At 66.8% G+C, this 17,406-nt stretch carries 17 protein-coding genes and 1 pseudogene; 8 read left to right on the forward strand and 10 right to left on the reverse strand.

Annotation, left to right across the window (positions count from 1 at the left end):
- The first annotated feature begins 152 nt into the window (after positions 1-152).
- On the forward strand, positions 153-1,520 hold the full coding sequence (locus tag AC4HOU_RS00570) for a wax ester/triacylglycerol synthase domain-containing protein (RefSeq protein WP_195026058.1): 1,368 nt from the start codon (positions 153-155) through the stop codon (positions 1,518-1,520).
- Positions 1,521-1,557: 37 nt separating this feature from the next.
- Here the strand turns inward: AC4HOU_RS00570 and AC4HOU_RS00575 are convergent, their stop codons facing one another.
- Together AC4HOU_RS00575 and AC4HOU_RS00580 are read right to left on the reverse strand one after the other, a co-directional pair.
- Complete coding sequence (locus AC4HOU_RS00575) at positions 1,558-2,022, reverse strand: pyridoxamine 5'-phosphate oxidase family protein (protein WP_195015136.1); 465 nt, start codon at positions 2,020-2,022, stop codon at positions 1,558-1,560.
- 84 nt (positions 2,023-2,106) lie between these two features.
- Positions 2,107-3,120, reverse strand: coding sequence for a ribose-phosphate diphosphokinase (locus AC4HOU_RS00580; protein ID WP_490723981.1), 1,014 nt, complete (start codon positions 3,118-3,120; stop codon positions 2,107-2,109).
- Between the two features lie 207 nt (positions 3,121-3,327).
- Here AC4HOU_RS00580 and AC4HOU_RS00585 point away from each other — a divergent pair, with 207 nt between their 5' ends.
- On the forward strand, positions 3,328-3,552 hold the full coding sequence (locus tag AC4HOU_RS00585) for a hypothetical protein (RefSeq protein WP_195008978.1): 225 nt from the start codon (positions 3,328-3,330) through the stop codon (positions 3,550-3,552).
- A 17-nt stretch (positions 3,553-3,569) separates the two neighbouring features.
- Here the strand turns inward: AC4HOU_RS00585 and AC4HOU_RS00590 are convergent, their stop codons facing one another.
- Positions 3,570-4,490 carry a universal stress protein gene (locus AC4HOU_RS00590; protein ID WP_195026055.1) on the reverse strand — a complete coding sequence of 307 codons (921 nt, stop codon included), beginning with the start codon at positions 4,488-4,490 and terminating at the stop codon, positions 3,570-3,572.
- Positions 4,491-4,527: 37 nt separating this feature from the next.
- On the reverse strand, positions 4,528-5,028 hold the full coding sequence (locus AC4HOU_RS00595; RefSeq protein WP_195008977.1) for a pyridoxamine 5'-phosphate oxidase family protein: 501 nt from the start codon (positions 5,026-5,028) through the stop codon (positions 4,528-4,530).
- 337 nt (positions 5,029-5,365) lie between these two features.
- Here AC4HOU_RS00595 and AC4HOU_RS00600 point away from each other — a divergent pair, with 337 nt between their 5' ends.
- Entirely contained in the window at positions 5,366-6,268 is a 903-nt protein-coding gene (locus AC4HOU_RS00600; protein ID WP_195026054.1) for a universal stress protein, read from the forward strand.
- Between the two features lie 24 nt (positions 6,269-6,292).
- Here the strand turns inward: AC4HOU_RS00600 and AC4HOU_RS00605 are convergent, their stop codons facing one another.
- Entirely contained in the window at positions 6,293-7,261 is a 969-nt protein-coding gene (locus AC4HOU_RS00605; RefSeq protein ID WP_195026053.1) for an Acg family FMN-binding oxidoreductase, read from the reverse strand.
- Positions 7,262-7,530: 269 nt separating this feature from the next.
- Here AC4HOU_RS00605 and AC4HOU_RS00610 point away from each other — a divergent pair, with 269 nt between their 5' ends.
- The 3 genes from AC4HOU_RS00610 (at position 7,531) to AC4HOU_RS00620 (ending at position 9,226) form a co-directional block, all read left to right on the forward strand.
- Positions 7,531-7,974 carry a CBS domain-containing protein gene (locus tag AC4HOU_RS00610; RefSeq protein ID WP_195026052.1) on the forward strand — a complete coding sequence of 148 codons (444 nt, stop codon included), beginning with the start codon at positions 7,531-7,533 and terminating at the stop codon, positions 7,972-7,974.
- A gap of 147 nt (positions 7,975-8,121) precedes the next feature.
- The gene (locus AC4HOU_RS00615) at positions 8,122-8,676 is read left to right on the forward strand and encodes a flavodoxin domain-containing protein (RefSeq protein WP_130916796.1); all 555 of its coding nucleotides are present in this window, start codon (positions 8,122-8,124) and stop codon (positions 8,674-8,676) included.
- Entirely contained in the window at positions 8,630-9,226 is a 597-nt protein-coding gene (locus AC4HOU_RS00620) for a DUF2267 domain-containing protein (RefSeq protein ID WP_267468676.1), read from the forward strand. Before AC4HOU_RS00615 ends, AC4HOU_RS00620 begins: the two co-directional genes overlap by 47 nt.
- 188 nt (positions 9,227-9,414) lie before the next feature.
- Here the strand turns inward: AC4HOU_RS00620 and AC4HOU_RS00625 are convergent, their stop codons facing one another.
- Positions 9,415-10,317 (reverse strand): universal stress protein, encoded by a 903-nt coding sequence (locus AC4HOU_RS00625; protein WP_195026050.1) that lies wholly within the window; start codon positions 10,315-10,317, stop codon positions 9,415-9,417.
- Positions 10,318-10,359: 42 nt separating this feature from the next.
- Positions 10,360-10,953: an Rv1733c family protein gene (locus tag AC4HOU_RS00630; RefSeq protein WP_195048297.1), complete on the reverse strand. Its 594-nt coding sequence runs from the start codon at positions 10,951-10,953 to the stop codon at positions 10,360-10,362.
- 223 nt (positions 10,954-11,176) lie between these two features.
- Between AC4HOU_RS00630 and AC4HOU_RS00635 the strand changes: the two genes are divergently transcribed.
- Entirely contained in the window at positions 11,177-12,079 is a 903-nt protein-coding gene (locus AC4HOU_RS00635; protein ID WP_490723982.1) for a universal stress protein, read from the forward strand.
- A 21-nt stretch (positions 12,080-12,100) separates the two neighbouring features.
- On the opposite strand, the gene AC4HOU_RS00640 is transcribed toward AC4HOU_RS00635, so the two are convergent.
- Together AC4HOU_RS00640 and AC4HOU_RS00645 are read right to left on the reverse strand one after the other, a co-directional pair.
- Positions 12,101-13,078, reverse strand: coding sequence for a magnesium transporter (locus AC4HOU_RS00640; protein ID WP_490723983.1), 978 nt, complete (start codon positions 13,076-13,078; stop codon positions 12,101-12,103).
- A gap of 55 nt (positions 13,079-13,133) precedes the next feature.
- A complete protein-coding gene (locus AC4HOU_RS00645; RefSeq protein ID WP_194982222.1) occupies positions 13,134-14,114 on the reverse strand; it encodes an Acg family FMN-binding oxidoreductase in 981 nt (326 codons plus the stop codon).
- Between the two features lie 250 nt (positions 14,115-14,364).
- Between AC4HOU_RS00645 and AC4HOU_RS00650 the strand changes: the two genes are divergently transcribed.
- Entirely contained in the window at positions 14,365-15,234 is an 870-nt protein-coding gene (locus tag AC4HOU_RS00650) for a universal stress protein (protein ID WP_194987000.1), read from the forward strand.
- 462 nt (positions 15,235-15,696) lie between these two features.
- Here the strand turns inward: AC4HOU_RS00650 and AC4HOU_RS00655 are convergent.
- A pseudogene (locus tag AC4HOU_RS00655) lies at positions 15,697-17,376 on the reverse strand (SulP family inorganic anion transporter); the annotation flags it as partial.
- Positions 17,377-17,406 lie beyond the last annotated feature (30 nt).

The raw sequence follows: 17,406 nt of genomic DNA on the forward strand, positions 1-17,406 counted from the left end.
CGGCGCCCATACGCGCATACGGTGCAGTACAGATGATCCGTCCGGACTGCTCCTCCCGGTCGAGATGGAGCGCGCCGCGTAGTGGGCGGACCGGCGGGACCAACCGGTGCAGCCCTCGGTGTCCCGTACCGCAGGAAAGGATACCCACGCGAATGACCCGACTGTCTCAGACCGATTACCTCACATGGCGGTTGCAGCGGAATCCGGTTCTGAAGCCGACCATCGTGTCGATCATGATGCTGGACGCCGAACCTGATTGGGACGCGCTCGTCGAGGCGATCGATTGCTGCACCCGTTCCGTGCCGGAGCTGCGTGCGCGGCTTGTTCCCTCGATATTGCCGCTGACAGCACCCCGGTGGGAGCCCGACGCAGCGTTTGATCTGTCGCGGCATGTGCAGCGGGCGTCTCTGGTTCCCCGGGTTGATCTCAACAGTGTTCTCGAGTTCGCTCGTCGTTACGCGACGGAGCCCTTCGACCCGGATCGCCCGCTATGGCGTTCGACCCTGCTGACCGGCCCCGACGACAGCGACGGTTGCGCCCTGGTCCTTAAGATCCATCACTGCCTCACCGATGGAGTCGGCGGTGTGCGCATTCTGGCCGGGCTCTGCGACATAGAACCATCCGGCAGACCCCGCTCGACTTACCCACCTCCCGCGCAAGAACATTCCGGGTTCCGAGGATCTGCGGCTCCACGATGGCCGGGCTTCGGGGCGATCCAAGGCGGCGCTTCCTGGTCAGTGGCCACAGCTCTCCGGGCCCTCGCCCATCCACTCGAGTCCGCACGCGCCAGTGCGGAACTCGCTACGTCGCTGGCCCGTCTGGTCCGACCGATCACGTCCACGTTGTCACCGGTGATGATCAACCGAGGGCCCGCCCGTACGCTGGCCGCATTCCAAGTCCCCGTCGACGCGTTGGCCCGGGCCGCACATGCCAACGGCTGCACCATGAACGACGCGTTCCTGACCGCTGTTCTCTGCGGCTTGCGCCGCTATCACCTACAACATGATCGGCCGATCCAGCGCCTGCGGGTCACGATGCCGATCAGCCTCCGCGGCGCCGACGACCCATTGGGCGGCAACCGAATCAGTCTGTCGCGCTTCGTAGTGCCTGCAGACGGAAACGATGCGTCGAGTCTGATGCGCTACGTCGGCGCGGTTGTGCGCGACCAGATGGCCGAGCGGTCGGTCCCGCACTCCGCGGCTGTGGCGGCGGTCCTCAATCGGGTGCCGATTGCATTGATCGCTGCGATGCTCGAGCATGTCGACTTCGTCGCCTCCGATGTACCCGGCTCACGGATACCTCTTTACCTCGCCGGGGCGCGGATCGAGCGGATGTTCGCTTTCAGCCCGACCCTCGGAACCGCCCTCAATGTGACCATGACCTCGTATGCCGGCACATGCTTCGTCGGGGTGAATGTCGACACGGCCGCGGTCCCGGATACCGACGCGCTGACAGAGTGCCTCGTGAGTGGTTTCCGTGCGGTGCTCGATCTGAACGAAGACCGCGCGGCGCAGCGCTGAAGCAATACTGTCCAACGAGCCTCACCACGAAAGTCGTCTACTCCATCGGAGACCGTCGCACACCGGAGAAGGGAGTTCGCCAGACCTCGGGGTCGGCAACAGGAAACCGGCGACCGGTCACCACGGTGGGCACGACCCGGATGAAGAAGTTCTTCTCCCCGCCCTGCCACGGAAACAGGGGCAGATCCACCGTGTCCATCAGGTCACTGATCTCCTTGATTCCCTCGGCTCGCCCTTTGATCACCACGCTCCAGGCTTCGTGTGACTCGGCGATGGAGCCGTCGACCTCCAGAGCGACGCACGCATCCGACAACGCGGCGGACAGCTTCGTCCCTCTCGCGGATCGGAACACGATAGTGCCGTGATCGACCGCGTAGTTGAGGGGAAAAATATCCGGATGGTCATCCACCAATACGGCGAGGCGGCCGACCTGCTCGGTGCGGAGTAGCGCCCAGCATTCGTTGACAGCGAGTTCCTTGACCTCCGGGGTGCCGGTTCCCATCACTTCACCTTCCTGTCGTGCACATCGGCCTGTCCGCTCATCCTCCCCCGACGCCTATGCATGCGCGCCGGCGACACTTCCTGATCAGCCTGGTCCAGGAAAGAACCCCGACCCCGACCGCCCGGCAAGCGAGAGTGACGAGCTCGCGCTCGAGTGGTCGGTAGACCCTGATTCACCGCGCGAATCGCGGGTTGTGGAGCGGCTCACCGCAGTGCAACGCCGCGATCGTTTCCGCCAGCACCGGCGCGAGCGGACATACTTCGAACGGGCTTCCCGCCGCGGCGGGGACAACCGAGTCGGTGACGACGATGCGTCGCAGGCCGAGCCGTCGTAGCCGATCGCTCGCACCGGGGGCCAGTGGCCGTGTGTGGCCGCCACGGCGATGTCGGTGGCGTGGTTCCGCAGCAGGGCGACAGTCGCTTCGATCGTGGCGCCAGAGCAGATCATGTCGTCGACGACGACCACACGATGCCCCGCGATCTCGCCGAGTATCTCCCGGGCGCTGACCCGGTGTTGGTCCACGCGGAACTTGCGCACCAGAGCAACCGATTCCCGCATGGTCTGGGCATAGCGTTCGGCCAGCGCCGCCGCCGCGAGGTCCGGCGCCACCACGACGGCTTCGGTCCACGCCGGCGCGATCTGCTCGGCCAATAGCGGCACCGCCGACACCACCTCCACCGGTACCGGGCATACCGCAGCCAAGGCGGGTGTGTGCGGGTCCACGACCACGATCCTGTCGGCACCGGCCTGGGCGATCGCGTCGGCGGCCACCTTGACCCCCACTGATTGACCGGGCAGCTCCAGGCGATCGTGGCGCGCGTAGCCGAAATACGGCACAACCGCCGTCAGCCTGCCCGCACCGGCACGCCGGCAGGCATCGAGCAGCAGTAACAGCTCCATCAGGCGCTCCCCCACGGGTGGCGACGTCGATTGCACAACGAACACATCGCGACCACGCACCTGCTCGACTCTGGGTCGCAACTCGCCATCGGGATAGCGGCCGACCACACACTCGGTGACCGGGACGCCGAGCAACTCGCTTATCCCCGATGCCAGTGCTTCGCCCGCACTACCCGGCAGGACACATATCGACGTCATGGTCGCGGGCTCCCTTCACTCTCGGGTGTGATCGTCCAATGCCGGCGGCACGCCCGCTCGACGGGCCGACCGGTCGCCGGCCCGCATGATCTCGCGAAAGCAGCCGCCGCGAACACGTCTGAAAGCCGATAACGGGACCGTGAGAAGGCGTTCGTCGGCCGTCGCGCGATATGCTCGGTTCCGATAACCCGGAAGGCGGTGGTGTCGGTGCCGAAAGCCATCAAGATGCTCGCTGTCCTCGCTGTGTTCCTCATGGCGGCCGCAACCGTGTTCGTCGTCACGGTGGGAGCCGCTCTCGTGCTGACCGACGGGCAGCTGACGGTCGAAGCTGTTGCCGCCGGGACGACAATCGCCGTTCTTGCGACCACCATTCCCACAGTGTGGTGGCACATCCGGGCAGCGCCCGAAGGCGAGCCGGGCGACTACCTGTAGGTGCCCGGTCGGTGGCCTCAGTCCGGGTGAACGACCATGACCGGGCAGTGCGCGTGCTGCACGAGGTAGTTACTCGTGGAACCGAGAAGCAGACCACGGAATCCGCCGCGCCCGCGACTGCCTACGACGACCAGTTGCGCCGACTTCGACCACTCCATCAAATGGCTGCGCGGATCGGAAAGATGGACCTCACGACCGACATCCACGTTCGGATACTTCTCCTGCCAGCCCGCCAGTCGCTCGGCCAGCAACGCCCGTTCGCCGGTTTCGAGGTCGGACGTCGGGAGATCCAAATACGAGGCTCCGGCGAACACCCCGAGGGACAGGTCGCTCCAGGCGTGGATGGCGACGAGCCCGGTTCCGCGTTCGGATGCCTCGCTGAAGGCCGCTTCGATGGCGGGCTCGCCCACCGAGCTGCCGTCCACACCGACGACGACGGGTCCGCTGTCGCGCACGCCGTGCTGCGGGTGTGCCTCCCGGACGACAACGACCCGGCCCCGACCGTGGCTGGCCACGGCCAGCAGGGTCGAACCCAGGTGCGCGAGAGTGCCGACGTTGGTACCGGCTCCGAGCACGGTCAGGTGCGCCTCCTGCGACAGCTCGATGAGCAGACGCGCGGGCTTGCTTTCCGACAGCTCGGTGACGATGTCGAGGTCCGGGTCGATGTCGGCAGCCACCCGGCCCGCCGAAGCCAAGACCTGTTCGCCGTTCCTGCGAACGTTCTCGGCGATCGGAGGCACGACGACGTCGTAGGCGGTGAGCATGGCGCTCGTCGCCTGAAAGTCGTACCCGTGGGCGATAACCAGACGCCGCCCACGCGCTGAGGCCGTGCGAGCGGCCCATTCGACCGCACGAGTACTGGCGGCCGAGCCATCGACTCCCACCACCACTGCGGCGGAGGCCAGAGAATGCAGATCATGAGCTGGTTGCGGGGCCATGGTGGGGTGCCTTCCGATCGGTTGCGGTCATCCACGTTCAGTGTCGATCGAGTTCGCGATCTTCCCCAGGGACTTCGGGCCCTACTTGGGAGGACCGGATGCCCTCTGGGCCGATGAGCTGGATCCCATTGACCAGAGTCGGTTCGATTTCGATCACATCGTCCATGGACAAACCGACCCACGGTTGAAGCAGCTCGTGATACCGGGCGAGGCGATCTCGGTCGGTCACGGGCCGGGCGGTTCCGGTGACCACCACCGACCATCCGGTGCGGTCGACCACATCGATGTCATCGGCTTGGTAGGCGACAACCATGATCGGGAAACTGTGCACTGCCGCCGAGAATTCAGACGTCAGCCGGGTGCGAACGACGACCACGCCGCTGTCGACGATGTGGTTGACCGGCCGGATCGCGGGCAGCGCGTCGCGCGTGTACACCACCCGGCCGAACGGGGCCGTCGCAAGCAGGGACAACGCGTGCTCGCGCTCCAGCTCGACGACTCTACGGGACGCGTCGTCGGCGATGATCGAATCGCTCATTCTGTTGTCCTTCCAGGCCCGGTGCGGTCGGTCCGAAGACCGACCGGTCGGCGATGCGTGATTCGAGCCGTCGTGCGGGCCGACAGGTTTATCGCCGATGTCCCGCGTGCCCGCTTCTGGTCTCTGCCGCCTCAACCGCTCCATATGACCAGCGGATCACTGACGCGGGTAGGGCCGGAAGTCGTAGCGGGCGAGGACGAATTACTCCGGTCGAGGTGCTTGCGGTGCACCATGGCGGCAGCACCGCACCGTGTTGATTGCGCGAGTGCCGAAGGTCCCTGCCGGTCGGGTCCGCCTGCTCTGTCGGCTGTTGTTCTCCATGACGACGCTCGTAGGTATGAGCGACACCACCCTCGCAGCACTCCTCCACGGCTCCGCCACGGTGACGAACTCACCGGTGGTGGTCGGAGTCGATGGATCTTCGACAGCGATCCGCGCGGCGCACTGGGCCGCCGTCGAGGCCGAAGCGCGGCAGGTCCCGTTACTACTGGTGCACGTGGCACGCCGGCATTCCTGCGCGCCCGAAGGCGTTGAATTGGTCGAAGCGGCTCGGCAAGCCATCATCGATCGATGGGCACAGACTTCGCGCACGCCCGCACCTGCGATCACGGCGCTGACGCTACGGGGGGATCCCGCCGCGAAACTGATCGAGCTGTCGAAGACGGCCGCCCAGCTGGTGATCGGCAGTCGCGGCCGAGGCGCGGCGACGCGGGCATTGCTCGGGTCGGTAGCCACCGATGCGGCCGCTGGGTCGCAGTGCCCGGTTGCGGTGATCAGACCGCTCCACAGTGGAGCGTCAGCGGTGGGACCGGTTCTTGTCGTTACAGATCCGGCGCTGGCCGGGTCGCCGTCCACGATCACGGCGGCATTCCAGGCGGCGGCCGATCGACACAGCGAGGTGTTGGCTGTCGCCATCGCCCGGCCGGCCACGCCGGCGTCGTCAGCACGGTCCAATCGCCGTGTCGATAGCGTGATCGAGGAGCAACGTCACCGTCACCCCGCCGTTCCGGTTCGGGCTGTGACCTACCTCGGTCATCCGCGAACCGCGATCGAGAAGTTCAGTGTCACAGCACAACTGGTTGTCGTAGGCCGCAGCCGACGACAGCACTGGCCGCACCTGACGGACTCACTTCGCACCGCGCTGCGGCACACCCGGTGCGCGGTGCTGATCGTCCCCGAAGGTGCGGCGCAGGAGGCGACGAAGTCGCGGACTGCCGCAGTGGGCCTGGCAAGGCCGTGACCGGTGCCGGTCCGGGGAGGACGGCTAGGGCCGACCGACGACCTCGAGGATCTCGTCGATACTCCGTCGTGAGGTCCGAGGTGGCGGGGTCGCCAATGGCCGGCCGACCCTGATCAAGACCTGGGGATGAGTTTCGCCGGTGAGGTCGACGAGCATGCTCCGGGCGGCCGGGAGCTCCGTCATGTGCGTCAGGGTGCAGGTGGACAGCTCCTGCACAGTGCATTCGAGTAATACCGCCGACAGCGCCGCCCCGCAGTCGACCAGCGCGTCCGGAGAATCGTCGACGCTCGACAACATGAGCACCGTTGCCCGATCATCGACGTCGCTGCCCGAATCGGCAGTCCCGGCAGGAAACGTCCGACCGCTGGCCACGCGCGGCCGCTGCTGCGCGGTCGGCAGCGTCGATACCGGTATGCCGGGTTCTCCTTCGGATCCGGCGGTCCACCAGGCAAGCTCCGACTGATATCGCGGGTCGTAGCGACGAAGGCCGGTTGCGACCTGCGAGATCTCGGCCAACTCGCGGCTTCGGCCTTCATCGAGGACCAGCAGGGAGGTGCAGTGGCGCCGACAGAGGTGGTCCAAGACGACTTCGACCGCGGGCCAACCTTCCGGGGCGGCCATCACCATTCTGTCGGTGTACCGAGCGTCTATCGCGGCCGCGAGCAATTGGTCCGGCTCCAGCGCCACACGGCGGCGAACCGGGCGCAGCGACGCGACATGTGACCTGTCGATCGGTTCTGGGAATTTGGAGACCCGGACCTCCCAGCCGGCCGCCGCCCATGCCACGGTGGCGTGGTCGAGCATGACGCCGCAGGCGAGCATGCCTTGACGATTGAACGCATCGGTTGCAGGAAGAAGACGGTCGGCAGCCAGGAAGAGCTCGGCATCGGTCCCGTCCCAGCGCCAACGCCATGGCTGACTGTTGTGCAGAGACGGTGCCCGCGCGGCACGCGCCACCACCGAACGGACCGTCGGCAGATCGGGGCTGCTCATCACCTCACCTCTTCCGGCACAGCGATAACGCCACGTGGCCCACCGTACAGGGTGTCACGACGGCGGCAGAACACCCTCATGCGAACGGCCGGCGTCGGCGTCGCCGAGGAACTCACCGAGGTGTGTGCAACGAGGGCCGTGCCGGGTCAGTCCGTCGATTCGATCGGAAGTGCCCCGGACTCGAGGACCATTTGCCCTGGTGGCGACGCCGCACATCACCAAAAGATGGTATGAGACGAACACACCGATCCGACCCAGGAGGCCTTACCATGACCACTACCGAGGCTGTCATGCATCCTGACGTGGCCTGCATTACCGTTCGCGACACGATGGAACTCGCGGCGCAGCGGATGCGTCAACTCGATGTCGGTGCGCTGCCGATCTGTGATGGTGAGGGACATCCCGTCGGGATCGTGACAGACCGCGACATCATCATCAAGGTCATTGCGCTCGGGGAGAACCCGAAAACCACCACAGCGGGCGAGCTCGCCCAGGGAGACGACCTCCTGACCGTCGACGCCGCCATCGACATCGGCGCGGCACTGACATTGATGGAGCAACACCAGATTCGCCGGCTACCGGTAACAGAACAAGGGAAACTCGTCGGCATCATCACCGAAGCCGACATTGCCCGCCAACTGCCGGAACAGACCGTCGGGGAGTTCGTCGAGGCGGTGTGTGCCCAGCATCTGCCGACGGCGACCGAGACCTGACCACCACGCCGTCGGATCAAAGCCCCCGCAAAGCATCAGATCGGCGGCCGACGGCACCGGCCGGTCTTCCCGAACAAGGTCATTGGTCCCGGCGGCTCGGGCATCATGGCTCTCCCACCGGGAGTCACTGAGGAGAAGTCTGGGGATATGGACAACACCACGCCCCAGATCGCCATCCTCTACGCGACGGACCAGGGATCGACCCGCGACATCGCCGAGTTCATCGCAGACGACCTGACCGGCCGCGGCGCCCGGGTAGCGCTGCACGATATCGAGCACGCGCCGGATCTGTCGCGCTTCGAAGCGGTCGTCATCGGCAGCGCCATCCACGATATGGATCTACTGCCGGCAGCCTCCGGCTATATTCGCGCGCACCGCGAGGAGCTGTCGGCAGCCCGGGTATGGCTGTTCAGCGTCGGGCTCGGCCCGGCGTTGCGCGGACCCGTCGGACGGCGGCTCGGTCGAATCGTGCCGAAGAAGATCGCCGAGCTCCGCGACATGATCGGTCCCCAGGAGTACCAGGCTTTCGCAGGACGATACGAGCGCGCCGGCGTCGGATGGAAAGCGCGCACCATCTACCGGTTGATGGGCGGCGCCCGGTACGGGGACCTCCGCGACTGGGGAGCGATCCGCACATGGTCCGACCAGATCGCGCATGCCCTCGGACTGGCACGAACGGCGACCAACACTGTGCACCCCTAGCCCGGATCACCAACGGCTACATGACGATAGGACCCTTCACGTGCACGACCACGCCGATCCTCTCGCCCCCGCGATACACACCGCCCACGAATGGCTCCGGACAGTCACGGAGGATTTGGGCACCTTCGACAGCGCGTTCGCGCATCGGGTGATCCGCGCGTGGCTGCACAGCGTGCGCGACCGCCTCGGCGTGGCGACCATCGCCCAGCTCGGAGCGCAACTGCCGGAGGTGTTCCGCGGAATCCTGTATGAGGGCTGGAGGCCAGCGCACGTCCGCGCGCCGCATGACATCGACGAGTTCCTCGGCCAGTTCGCCGAGGAGGCCGGGGTCACCACCGACGAAGCGGCCGCGCTGGCGGCCATGGCGACCGAGGCCTTTTCCGGCCTGTTCTCCGAAGGGCAGCTGGACAGGATGTTCGCCGAGCTTCCCCGCGAGTTGTGTGAACTGCTGCGTGGCGACCTGCTCAGCGGGACGATGCGCGATCACGCGGCCGAGCTCGGTACTGGCCGAACTGCGCGGACCGTGAGCGATCCAACTACCACGCCGTGACGACAACCGGTGCGGCGGTGCCCGGTCGGTTCACCTCGCGCCGGACCGGGCTCACCTCGCGCGGACCGCTGCCTGCCGTCGACGGCCTGCGCGCGCCAACGCTACCGCGGTACCTCCCGTCCCTTTCAGCCCCCAGCCTGATGAGTGGCCGCGATAGCCGAGCGCCGGCGATCGCGACCCTCAGATCATCAGCGCGATCGAACCACGACCACGGGGCATGCGACGGTGTGCAGCAGTGCGCTGCTCGTCGAACCGAGCACCATGCTGGCGAACCCGCCGCGACCATGACTTCCGACGACCACCATTTGGGCATAATCGGATTGGTCATGCAGCGCGTGTGTCGGTCGGTTCGGAACGACGAGCCTGCGCACGTCGACCTCTGGGTACTTCTCGGCGAAACCCGCGAGTCGTTCCGCCAGCACCGCCCGTTCGGACTCGCGCAGCGAGTCCCAGTCTCGCACGGGTAGATCCAGCGAGCTGATGTCGCTCCATGCGTGCAGCGCGACCAGCCCGACGTTGCGGCGAGCCGCTGCGTCGAACGCGTACTCGACTGCGGGCACACTGTTCTCGGTGCCATCGACTCCGACGAGGATCGGTTTGCCGGCCGACACGGCATCGATAGCGGCGAAATCGTGGATCACAGCGACCGGGCAGTGGGCGTGCCTGGTCACGGCAGTGCTGACCGAGCCGAGCAATCCACGGCGAAACGCCCCCAGACCACGACTACCGACGACCAGAATCCGGGCGGTCTTCGAAAGCTCCAACAGAGTCGGCACGACGAAATCGTTGGTCACCTCCGTCGTCACCGACAATCGTTGATCGTCGACTGCTCGACGAGCCACGCGTGCCGCTTCGGTCACGATTCGCTCACCGTCGATGCGCACCCATTGCTGCTCACTCTCGGAGGGCTCGTAGCCTTCCCGCAACGCCGACGCCATTGCCAGGCCTGTTGACGTGAACAGGTGCAAGCGCACGCCGTGCAGCAGCGCTTCTGTCGCCGCCCACGCCGCGGCTTGGTAGGAACTATCCGATCCATCGACTGCGGCGAGCACCGGTCGATCGCCGGACGGGCCGGGATTTCGAACAGACATGTGGTCCCTTTCTTCAGATCGTTCGCCGACCGGACCGACGCGCTATGACATGTCGCCGGTGACGGGTTTGTCGAATAGCGCCCACTCGCTGTCCCATTGCCGAGCGTGCCGGCGATCCGACACGGTCGACCCGACGCGGATGAATCCCAATCCGAGTAGGCAGGCCGCTGTCATGACGAGTACCGCTGAGCCTATGCCGGCGAATACTGCGGTAACGGGGCTACGCGGGGCATCGGTCGGCGCGCCGTCGTCATCGATCCAGACAGCGACCCGGTCACCGACGTCGGTGGCGCGCGGAACCGGAACGGTTGCTGTCAGGGTCCGGTCTCCTCTGTCCCAGCGCACCTGGGCTTCGAAGTCGTGCGCCTCGGTCCACTCCGGCTCGGTGAGCACAGTGGCGTCGACCGACGTGGCGGCAGCATGCTCTGACCGGATCCGAGCGACATCATCGGTATATACCTGGGTCCCGATCGTCAACGCTATCGGCACGGCGAGCAACATGGCGGCGAGCGCGACAGCACGAAGAGAAAACAAGGCTCGATCCGATGTGCGCAGCAGAGGGTTGGGATTCCACGGTCGTCCGCACCACCACATCGGGACCCGAGCGCGCGTCTGGCCACCTTCTTTGTCGACCATGGACAGACCTCCCTCGAGACAGTCAACCGTTGTGCTGCATCGAGCTTCGCGCCGCGGGCCGGTCGCGCGACAGGGAAGGAAGTCACCTCAGGTAGGGACTTACCGGCACCACCTGAAGATCAGGAGGGCTTATGACCCGCCCGGAGAGGACCTCCGCCCGGCGCGGACCGGCCTCTGCGCTGCATAGCCTGATGGTTCGAAGCAATCGTGGAAGGACCCTCCCATGCCCACGCGGGATTTCGATGATGAGCGATGGCCGATCGTGGTCGGCGTCGACGGTTCCGGAGCCGGCGACCTCGCTGTGCGCTGGGCGGCGGAAACAGCGGCCGCGCGAGACCGTCGACTGCGGATCGTGCACGCAGTCGATCTGGCCGCGGCGACGGCTGTACTCGAGCCGTATGACCTGATCGTTTCGCCCGTCCGCGAAGCCATGCGCGAGCACAGCGTCGATTGCCTGGCGGCCGCGCAGCGCTTGGCCGAGTCCGTCGACTCAGGGCTGAGAATCGACACCGCTTCCGTGGACGGTACGCCCGCGCGTGTGCTCATCGAGCAGTCCGCCACTGCGCACTTGACCGCCATCGGCGCGTGGGGAATCAGCGGCGGAGGTCTCCTCGGCTCGACGGTGCTATCCGTATGCGCGCATGCGCACGGCGCAGTCGTGGTCGTCCGAGACACCGGCTCCGAACAGCAGACCCGTCATACGGGGCCGGTGGTCGTCGGTGTCGACGGCAGCGAATCCAGCCGCGCCGCGGTGGCCGCGGCCTTCTTCGAGGCCAATGAACGTCGCTGCGAACTCGTCGTCGTCCATTGCTGGAGTGATCTGCGATTCGGGTGGTTCGCCGGCCTGCCCGACCGCATCTCCGATCGACGGGCGGAATCCGCGGCACAGGACCTGGTGGCCCAGCAGCTGGCCGGATGGGCAGACAAATATCCGGACGTGACCGTGAGATGCAGGCTCTATATGTCGGGACCGTGCCATCACTTGGTCGAATGGTCGAAATCGGCCCAGCTCGTGATCACCGGCAGTCGTGGTCGTGGCGGTTTCGCCGGACTGCTTCTCGGTTCGACCAGCAACGCCCTGGTCCAGAGCGCGCACTGCCCGGTGATGGTCGTCCATCGCCGGTAACCGGGACCGGTGCGGACGTGGTCAACCCACGATGGCCGTGCTGAACGACAAATAGACCAGAATCGAGAGGACATCTTGCACCACTGTGGCCACAGGACCGGAACCGAACGCCGGATCGACTCCGAATTTCGACAACAGCCAGGGCAGCACTATCGCCACGGCCGCCGCTACCGAGCAGGCGGCCAACAACGACAGGGCGACGGCGAGAGACACTGCAGGCTCGCCCCAGAACAGTAGGGTTGCTGGGTAGGCCGCGGCCGCGATCAGGGCGCCGATGAGCACGCCGGTGACGGTCTCGCGCCACACGATGCTGCGCACACCGACACCGACCGACATTCCGCGAATGACCAAGGCCTCGGTCTGGGTACCGACAGCATCTGCCAGGTAGACCACGCCCGGTATGAAGAAGGCCACCAGCACTTCACGCTGTAGCTGATTCTGGAAAGCGTCGACGACCCCGGCTGCCAGCATCGCGCCGACCAGGCCGAACAACAGCCACGGCAACCGGTGCCACAGCCGGCGGCCGACCCGCTCGGTTGACGCGGACCGAGCGCCCGCGGTCGAGGCCGAATACCCCGACAAGCGGGCCACATCTTCGTCGTGTTCTTGCAGCAGTACCGAGAGCAGCCGCTGTGGCGGGATGAGGCCCAGCCATCGGCCTTCGGAATCGACGACTCCCAGTCCCGCCTCGTTGTGGTGCAACGCTTTCCAGACCGCACGCTCTTGATCTTCGTGGCCGGCGACGACGGGTGGGTCCGGGTCCATCACCGCATCCACCCGAGTATCCGGATCGGAGGCCAGCAGCTCTTCGATGGTGATCAATCCGGCGAGCCGGGTACCAACGCAGACCGCGATCACCGACGCACTCGCGAACCGTTTGCCTTGTAGGCCGCTCAGCACCCGCCCGACAGTCTGTTCGGGGTGGGCGACCGGGACATCCCGGTGTGCGTGCGCGGCCGCCGAGGTCAGAAACGCGGGCGAGGAGCGAGGATCATTCACCCGGTCGAGGCCAGGGGCACCCGCCTCCGGCCGGCGGGCTTTGTTCATCGGCGGTTCAATCGACGTCGCGCGGGTACAGCAGTTCCGCGACCGGTCGGCGCGGCGTCGCGGGAATCGGCTCATTGCTGGTCGGCGCCCAGCCGACTCGGATGAACGCCTGTGGATAGCACGTTCCGCCGAGCATGTCCGACCGAATCTTCGCACGCTGGGCGGGGATCTCGAGCGGTTCGGTGAGCGCGCATGAGGCCAACCCGATGTTCGTTGCGGTGAGGAGCACGGCGCTCAAGGCCTCGCCGGCGCGCAAACGCGACACCCGGTCGTCGGCAGAGGTACCCAACATCAGCAGCTCGGCGTAATCGCGCTCTTCGGCGGGGTCGGCAAGTCCAGGCGCCGCGAACGCGCGAGCAGGAAGCTCATCGCCCGACCGCGCTATCGGGGCATTGCGTGCCGGTACACCATCCAGGCTGCCGTGCCTGCCCGACCAGAGGGCCAGCTCGAACCGGTACTCGGGGTCGGCGGCGTGGACGCGCGCCGCGGTGCGCGCGGCCGCCACCAGCAAGTCACGGTCGCGGTCCCGCACGGGCCGCATGATCGCTCCCAACGCCGACGCCCGCTCGGACAGCAACCCGTGGTATCCGGGCGGGATCGGCCAGGAGGTGTAGTGGCGACGATCGGTCCGCCGGCGATGTATCGCTGCGCTCATCTCGATTTCGAGGCTGGTCGCCCGGTGAGCGACCAAGCTCACGGCTGCGAGGTGGTTCGGATCGTCCGGGTTCGGCAGTCGGTGGACGACCGTTGCCCAGCCCATCGCTGCGAAAGCGACCGACAGATGGTGCAGGGCAGCTCCGCAGCTGAGAATCAGATCGCGCTGGTCGGGGTCTGTCGTCGGAAGCGCCCGCGCCTCGTCCAGATACAGGTGGACACTTCGATCGGCGATGCGCCAGCGCCAAGGCTGGACGTTGTGCACCGACGGCGCGCGGCCGGCGAGCGCGAGTACCGCCTCAACGGTGTTGTCGTCAGGCAATCCGCGGTCCATGATGTCCGTCCTTCATCCGATGTGTTGTCTCCACCGTGGCACTGCGGGATTCACCCGGTAAGGGCATGAGGGCCCATCCTGCGGTGACTTCGGACAGCTGTGGACGGAAAGACCCGAAACCCGGAGAGGTGGTGCACGCGTCGCCATTGGTCCTCGATCGCGGTGACCAAGGACCGGCGCGATCACCGGATTTCCTGCCTAGCCTTCGAGTATCCGGCGGAAGGGCCGCACGGGACAGAAAGGCCAGCGCATGTCCGTACTCACGAATCCACCGGTAGTTGTCGGCGCCGACGGTTCCGAGCAGTCGCTCGTCGCCGTCCGCTGGGCGGCCGAGTACGCGGCGCGCCACCACGCGCGGCTGGAGTTGATCTACGCGATCGGTACGCCCGTCGATTTCGTGCCCGGCCTGTCCGGGCCACCGCTGGACTACGACGGCCTCCGCAAGCATGGTGAGACGGTACTCGCCGCTGCGGCCGACATCGCCACCGAAGCCGCCGCGGCGACCGCTTCGATCGACGTCACCACCGTGGTCGTCGGTGCGGATCCGATCCCGGTGTTACGAGACCGAGGCAGTTCGGCCCGGCTCTTGGTCGTCGGGAGCCGAGGGCTTGGTGCCTTCCGGCGCACCCTGCTCGGCTCGGTCAGCACGGCGCTGGCCAGGCACGCTACCTGTCCGGTCGCCGTCATCCCCGACGATTCCCGCGAGTGGCGCGGCCCGGTCGTCGTCGGCGTCGACGGGTCCGAGTGCAGCGCCCGCGCTATTGCGATCGCGTTCGAAGAGGCGTCATCTCGCGGCGCCGGCGTCATCGCCGTGCACGCCTGGTCGGAATTCAACCGATACGACCCTCGCCCCGATATGCAGACCCAGGGCGAAGCGCTGCTCTCGGAGAGCATCGCCGGATACCGGGAGAAGTACCCCGACGTGCGTGTCAAACAGGTGGTGGTGGAAGACCGCCCCGCCCGCGCACTACTCCGCGCGGCGGAATCGGCCCAGCTGATCGTCCTCGGTAGTCACGGACGCGGCGGGTTCGCCGGGATGACGCTCGGATCGGTCAGCCAAGCAGTGCTGCACACGGCCGAATGCCCGCTGATCATCGCCCGCGACCTCGGGAACCAGTGAGCCGTGTGCGCCGGCAACGCACGCGCCCCCTACGCAGCAAGACCACGGAGACAACAAGTGACTGTTCCTCTTCCGCACCACCGCCGCGGTAGACCGGCGGCCGCCGCCGATGCCGGCACACCGCCGGATCCCGCGGCTCCACTCGGTGCGCCGACGATGGTCATCGCTGTGCTCATGCTCGCGGCGGCGGTCGGTGCGTCTGGCGAGATCCGTGGGTGGGCTACCGATTACGGCCGACCACTCGTCTACCTGGCGGTCGCGCTATACCTCGCCATCGCGCTGCGGCTGCTGTGGTGGGGCGCCGGCGTCCGCAGGCCCGGCCATACCGGGTCCGGGTCCGGTCGCTCGAGCGCCGGCCCTGGCGCCTCGCCCCGCTGAGCTTTGTCCGGCCGTCCGGCCGGACTGTGCGGCCGCACGACGCTGCCCGTCGTTGATGAGTGGTTCCCGCGGGTCTTTGCCCAGCTCGGCACGGTACGCAGCCACTGCGGTCGGGAGAGTGGGGTACAGCCGCTCCGCACCGATCAAGTCGGTGAGCCCGGCTGCATCGAGGTCGTCTCGTAGGTCCTGCTTCACCCGGGCCATCGCAAAACACACTCCACGCGAACGCAATTCACGACAAAGCGCATCGACGGCATCCATAGCCGTCAGGTCGACCTCGACGTTGGCCTCGGCATTGAGCACGAACCAGCGCACCGGTGCCCCCGCACGGGTGGCCTGCTGGTCGATGGCCTCGAGCGCGCGGCGCCGGAAATCCTCGGCGTTCGCAAAGCACAGCGGAGCGTCGTAGCGGTAGATCAGCAGGCCTGGCACGGGCTCGGCCTGCGGATAGTCGTCGATATCGTGCATCCCCGGCACGCCGGGTACGAATCCGAGTATGGCGTCATGGGCGCGCGCCACCCTGCGGAGCAGGTCGAAGATCGACAACCCGATGGCAATCAGGACGCCATAGAGCACACCGAGGACGAGGACCGCGATCAGCGTGGCCAGCGCCAACAGCAGTTCACTGCGGCGGAAGCGGCCGATGCGCCGAAACTCGGGAACGTCCACCAGTCGGATCGCGGCGTACACCACCAACGCTCCGAGCGCAGCGGTCGGAAATGCCGACAACACTCCCCTGGCGCCGATCAGAACCACCACCACAGCCGTCAGCGTGGTGATCGAATACACCTGGGTCTTGGCATTCATCGAATCGGCGATCGTTGTGCGGCTACCACTGCAGCTCACGGGGAAACCGTGCAGAGCGCCAGCGGCCAGGTTGGTGACTCCCAAGGCCGCCAGCTCGGTGTTGGCCTGGATATGCCAGCCGTGCCGAGCGGCGAAGGCGCGGGCAGTGAGCGCATTGTCGGAGAACCCCACGACGGCGATGCCGACTGCCGGAAGGATCAGCTGCGCCAGGTCCGAGGCAGCGACTCCCGCGAAGCCGGGAACGGGGATACCCGCCGGCACCGATCCGACCGTCGCGATGCCGTGGTCCGACAACGAGAACACCACGACCACCATCGAGGCCAGCAGAACCGCGAGTAGCGGGCCGGGCACGCGCGGCGCCCATCGTGCGATCAGCAGCAGGCCGACCAGCACAGCTGCTGCCAGCACAGTTGTCGGCCACTGCAGTGCGGATAGATTCGCGCCGAAGGACCGCAGCTGCGCGGGGATGGTCTCGCCGTCGACCGGTACTCCGGTCACCGAGCCGAGTTGGCCGACGATCATGATGCCCGCGGTCCCCGCCAGGTAGCCGACCAGCACCGGTTTGGACAACAAATCCGCGAGCACGCCCAACCTGGCGGTCGCACCCACCAGGCACAGGATGCCGACCACGACCGCGAGAGCTGCCGCCAACGCTGCGTATCGGCTCGGGTCCCCGGCGGCCAGCGGTGCCAGCGCGACAGCGGTCATCAGCGCGGTGGTCGATTCTGGGCCCACCGACAGCTGCCGCGAGGTGCCCAGCAGCGCATAGACCGCCAGCGGCCCGATCACAGCCCACAGCCCCACGACCGGCGACAGTCCCGCCACCGTCGCATAGGCCATCACTTGCGGCACGAGATAGGCGGCGACGGTGATTCCGGCCAGGACGTCGGTGCGCAGCCAGCCACGCTGATAATGCTGGAGCTGTTCCAGACCGGGAAGCAGACGCGTCGCCCTCATTTCAGCATTGTCCGACCGCGCCGTCGTCGG

Source organism: Nocardia sp. JCM 38205 (genome assembly GCF_058222935.1).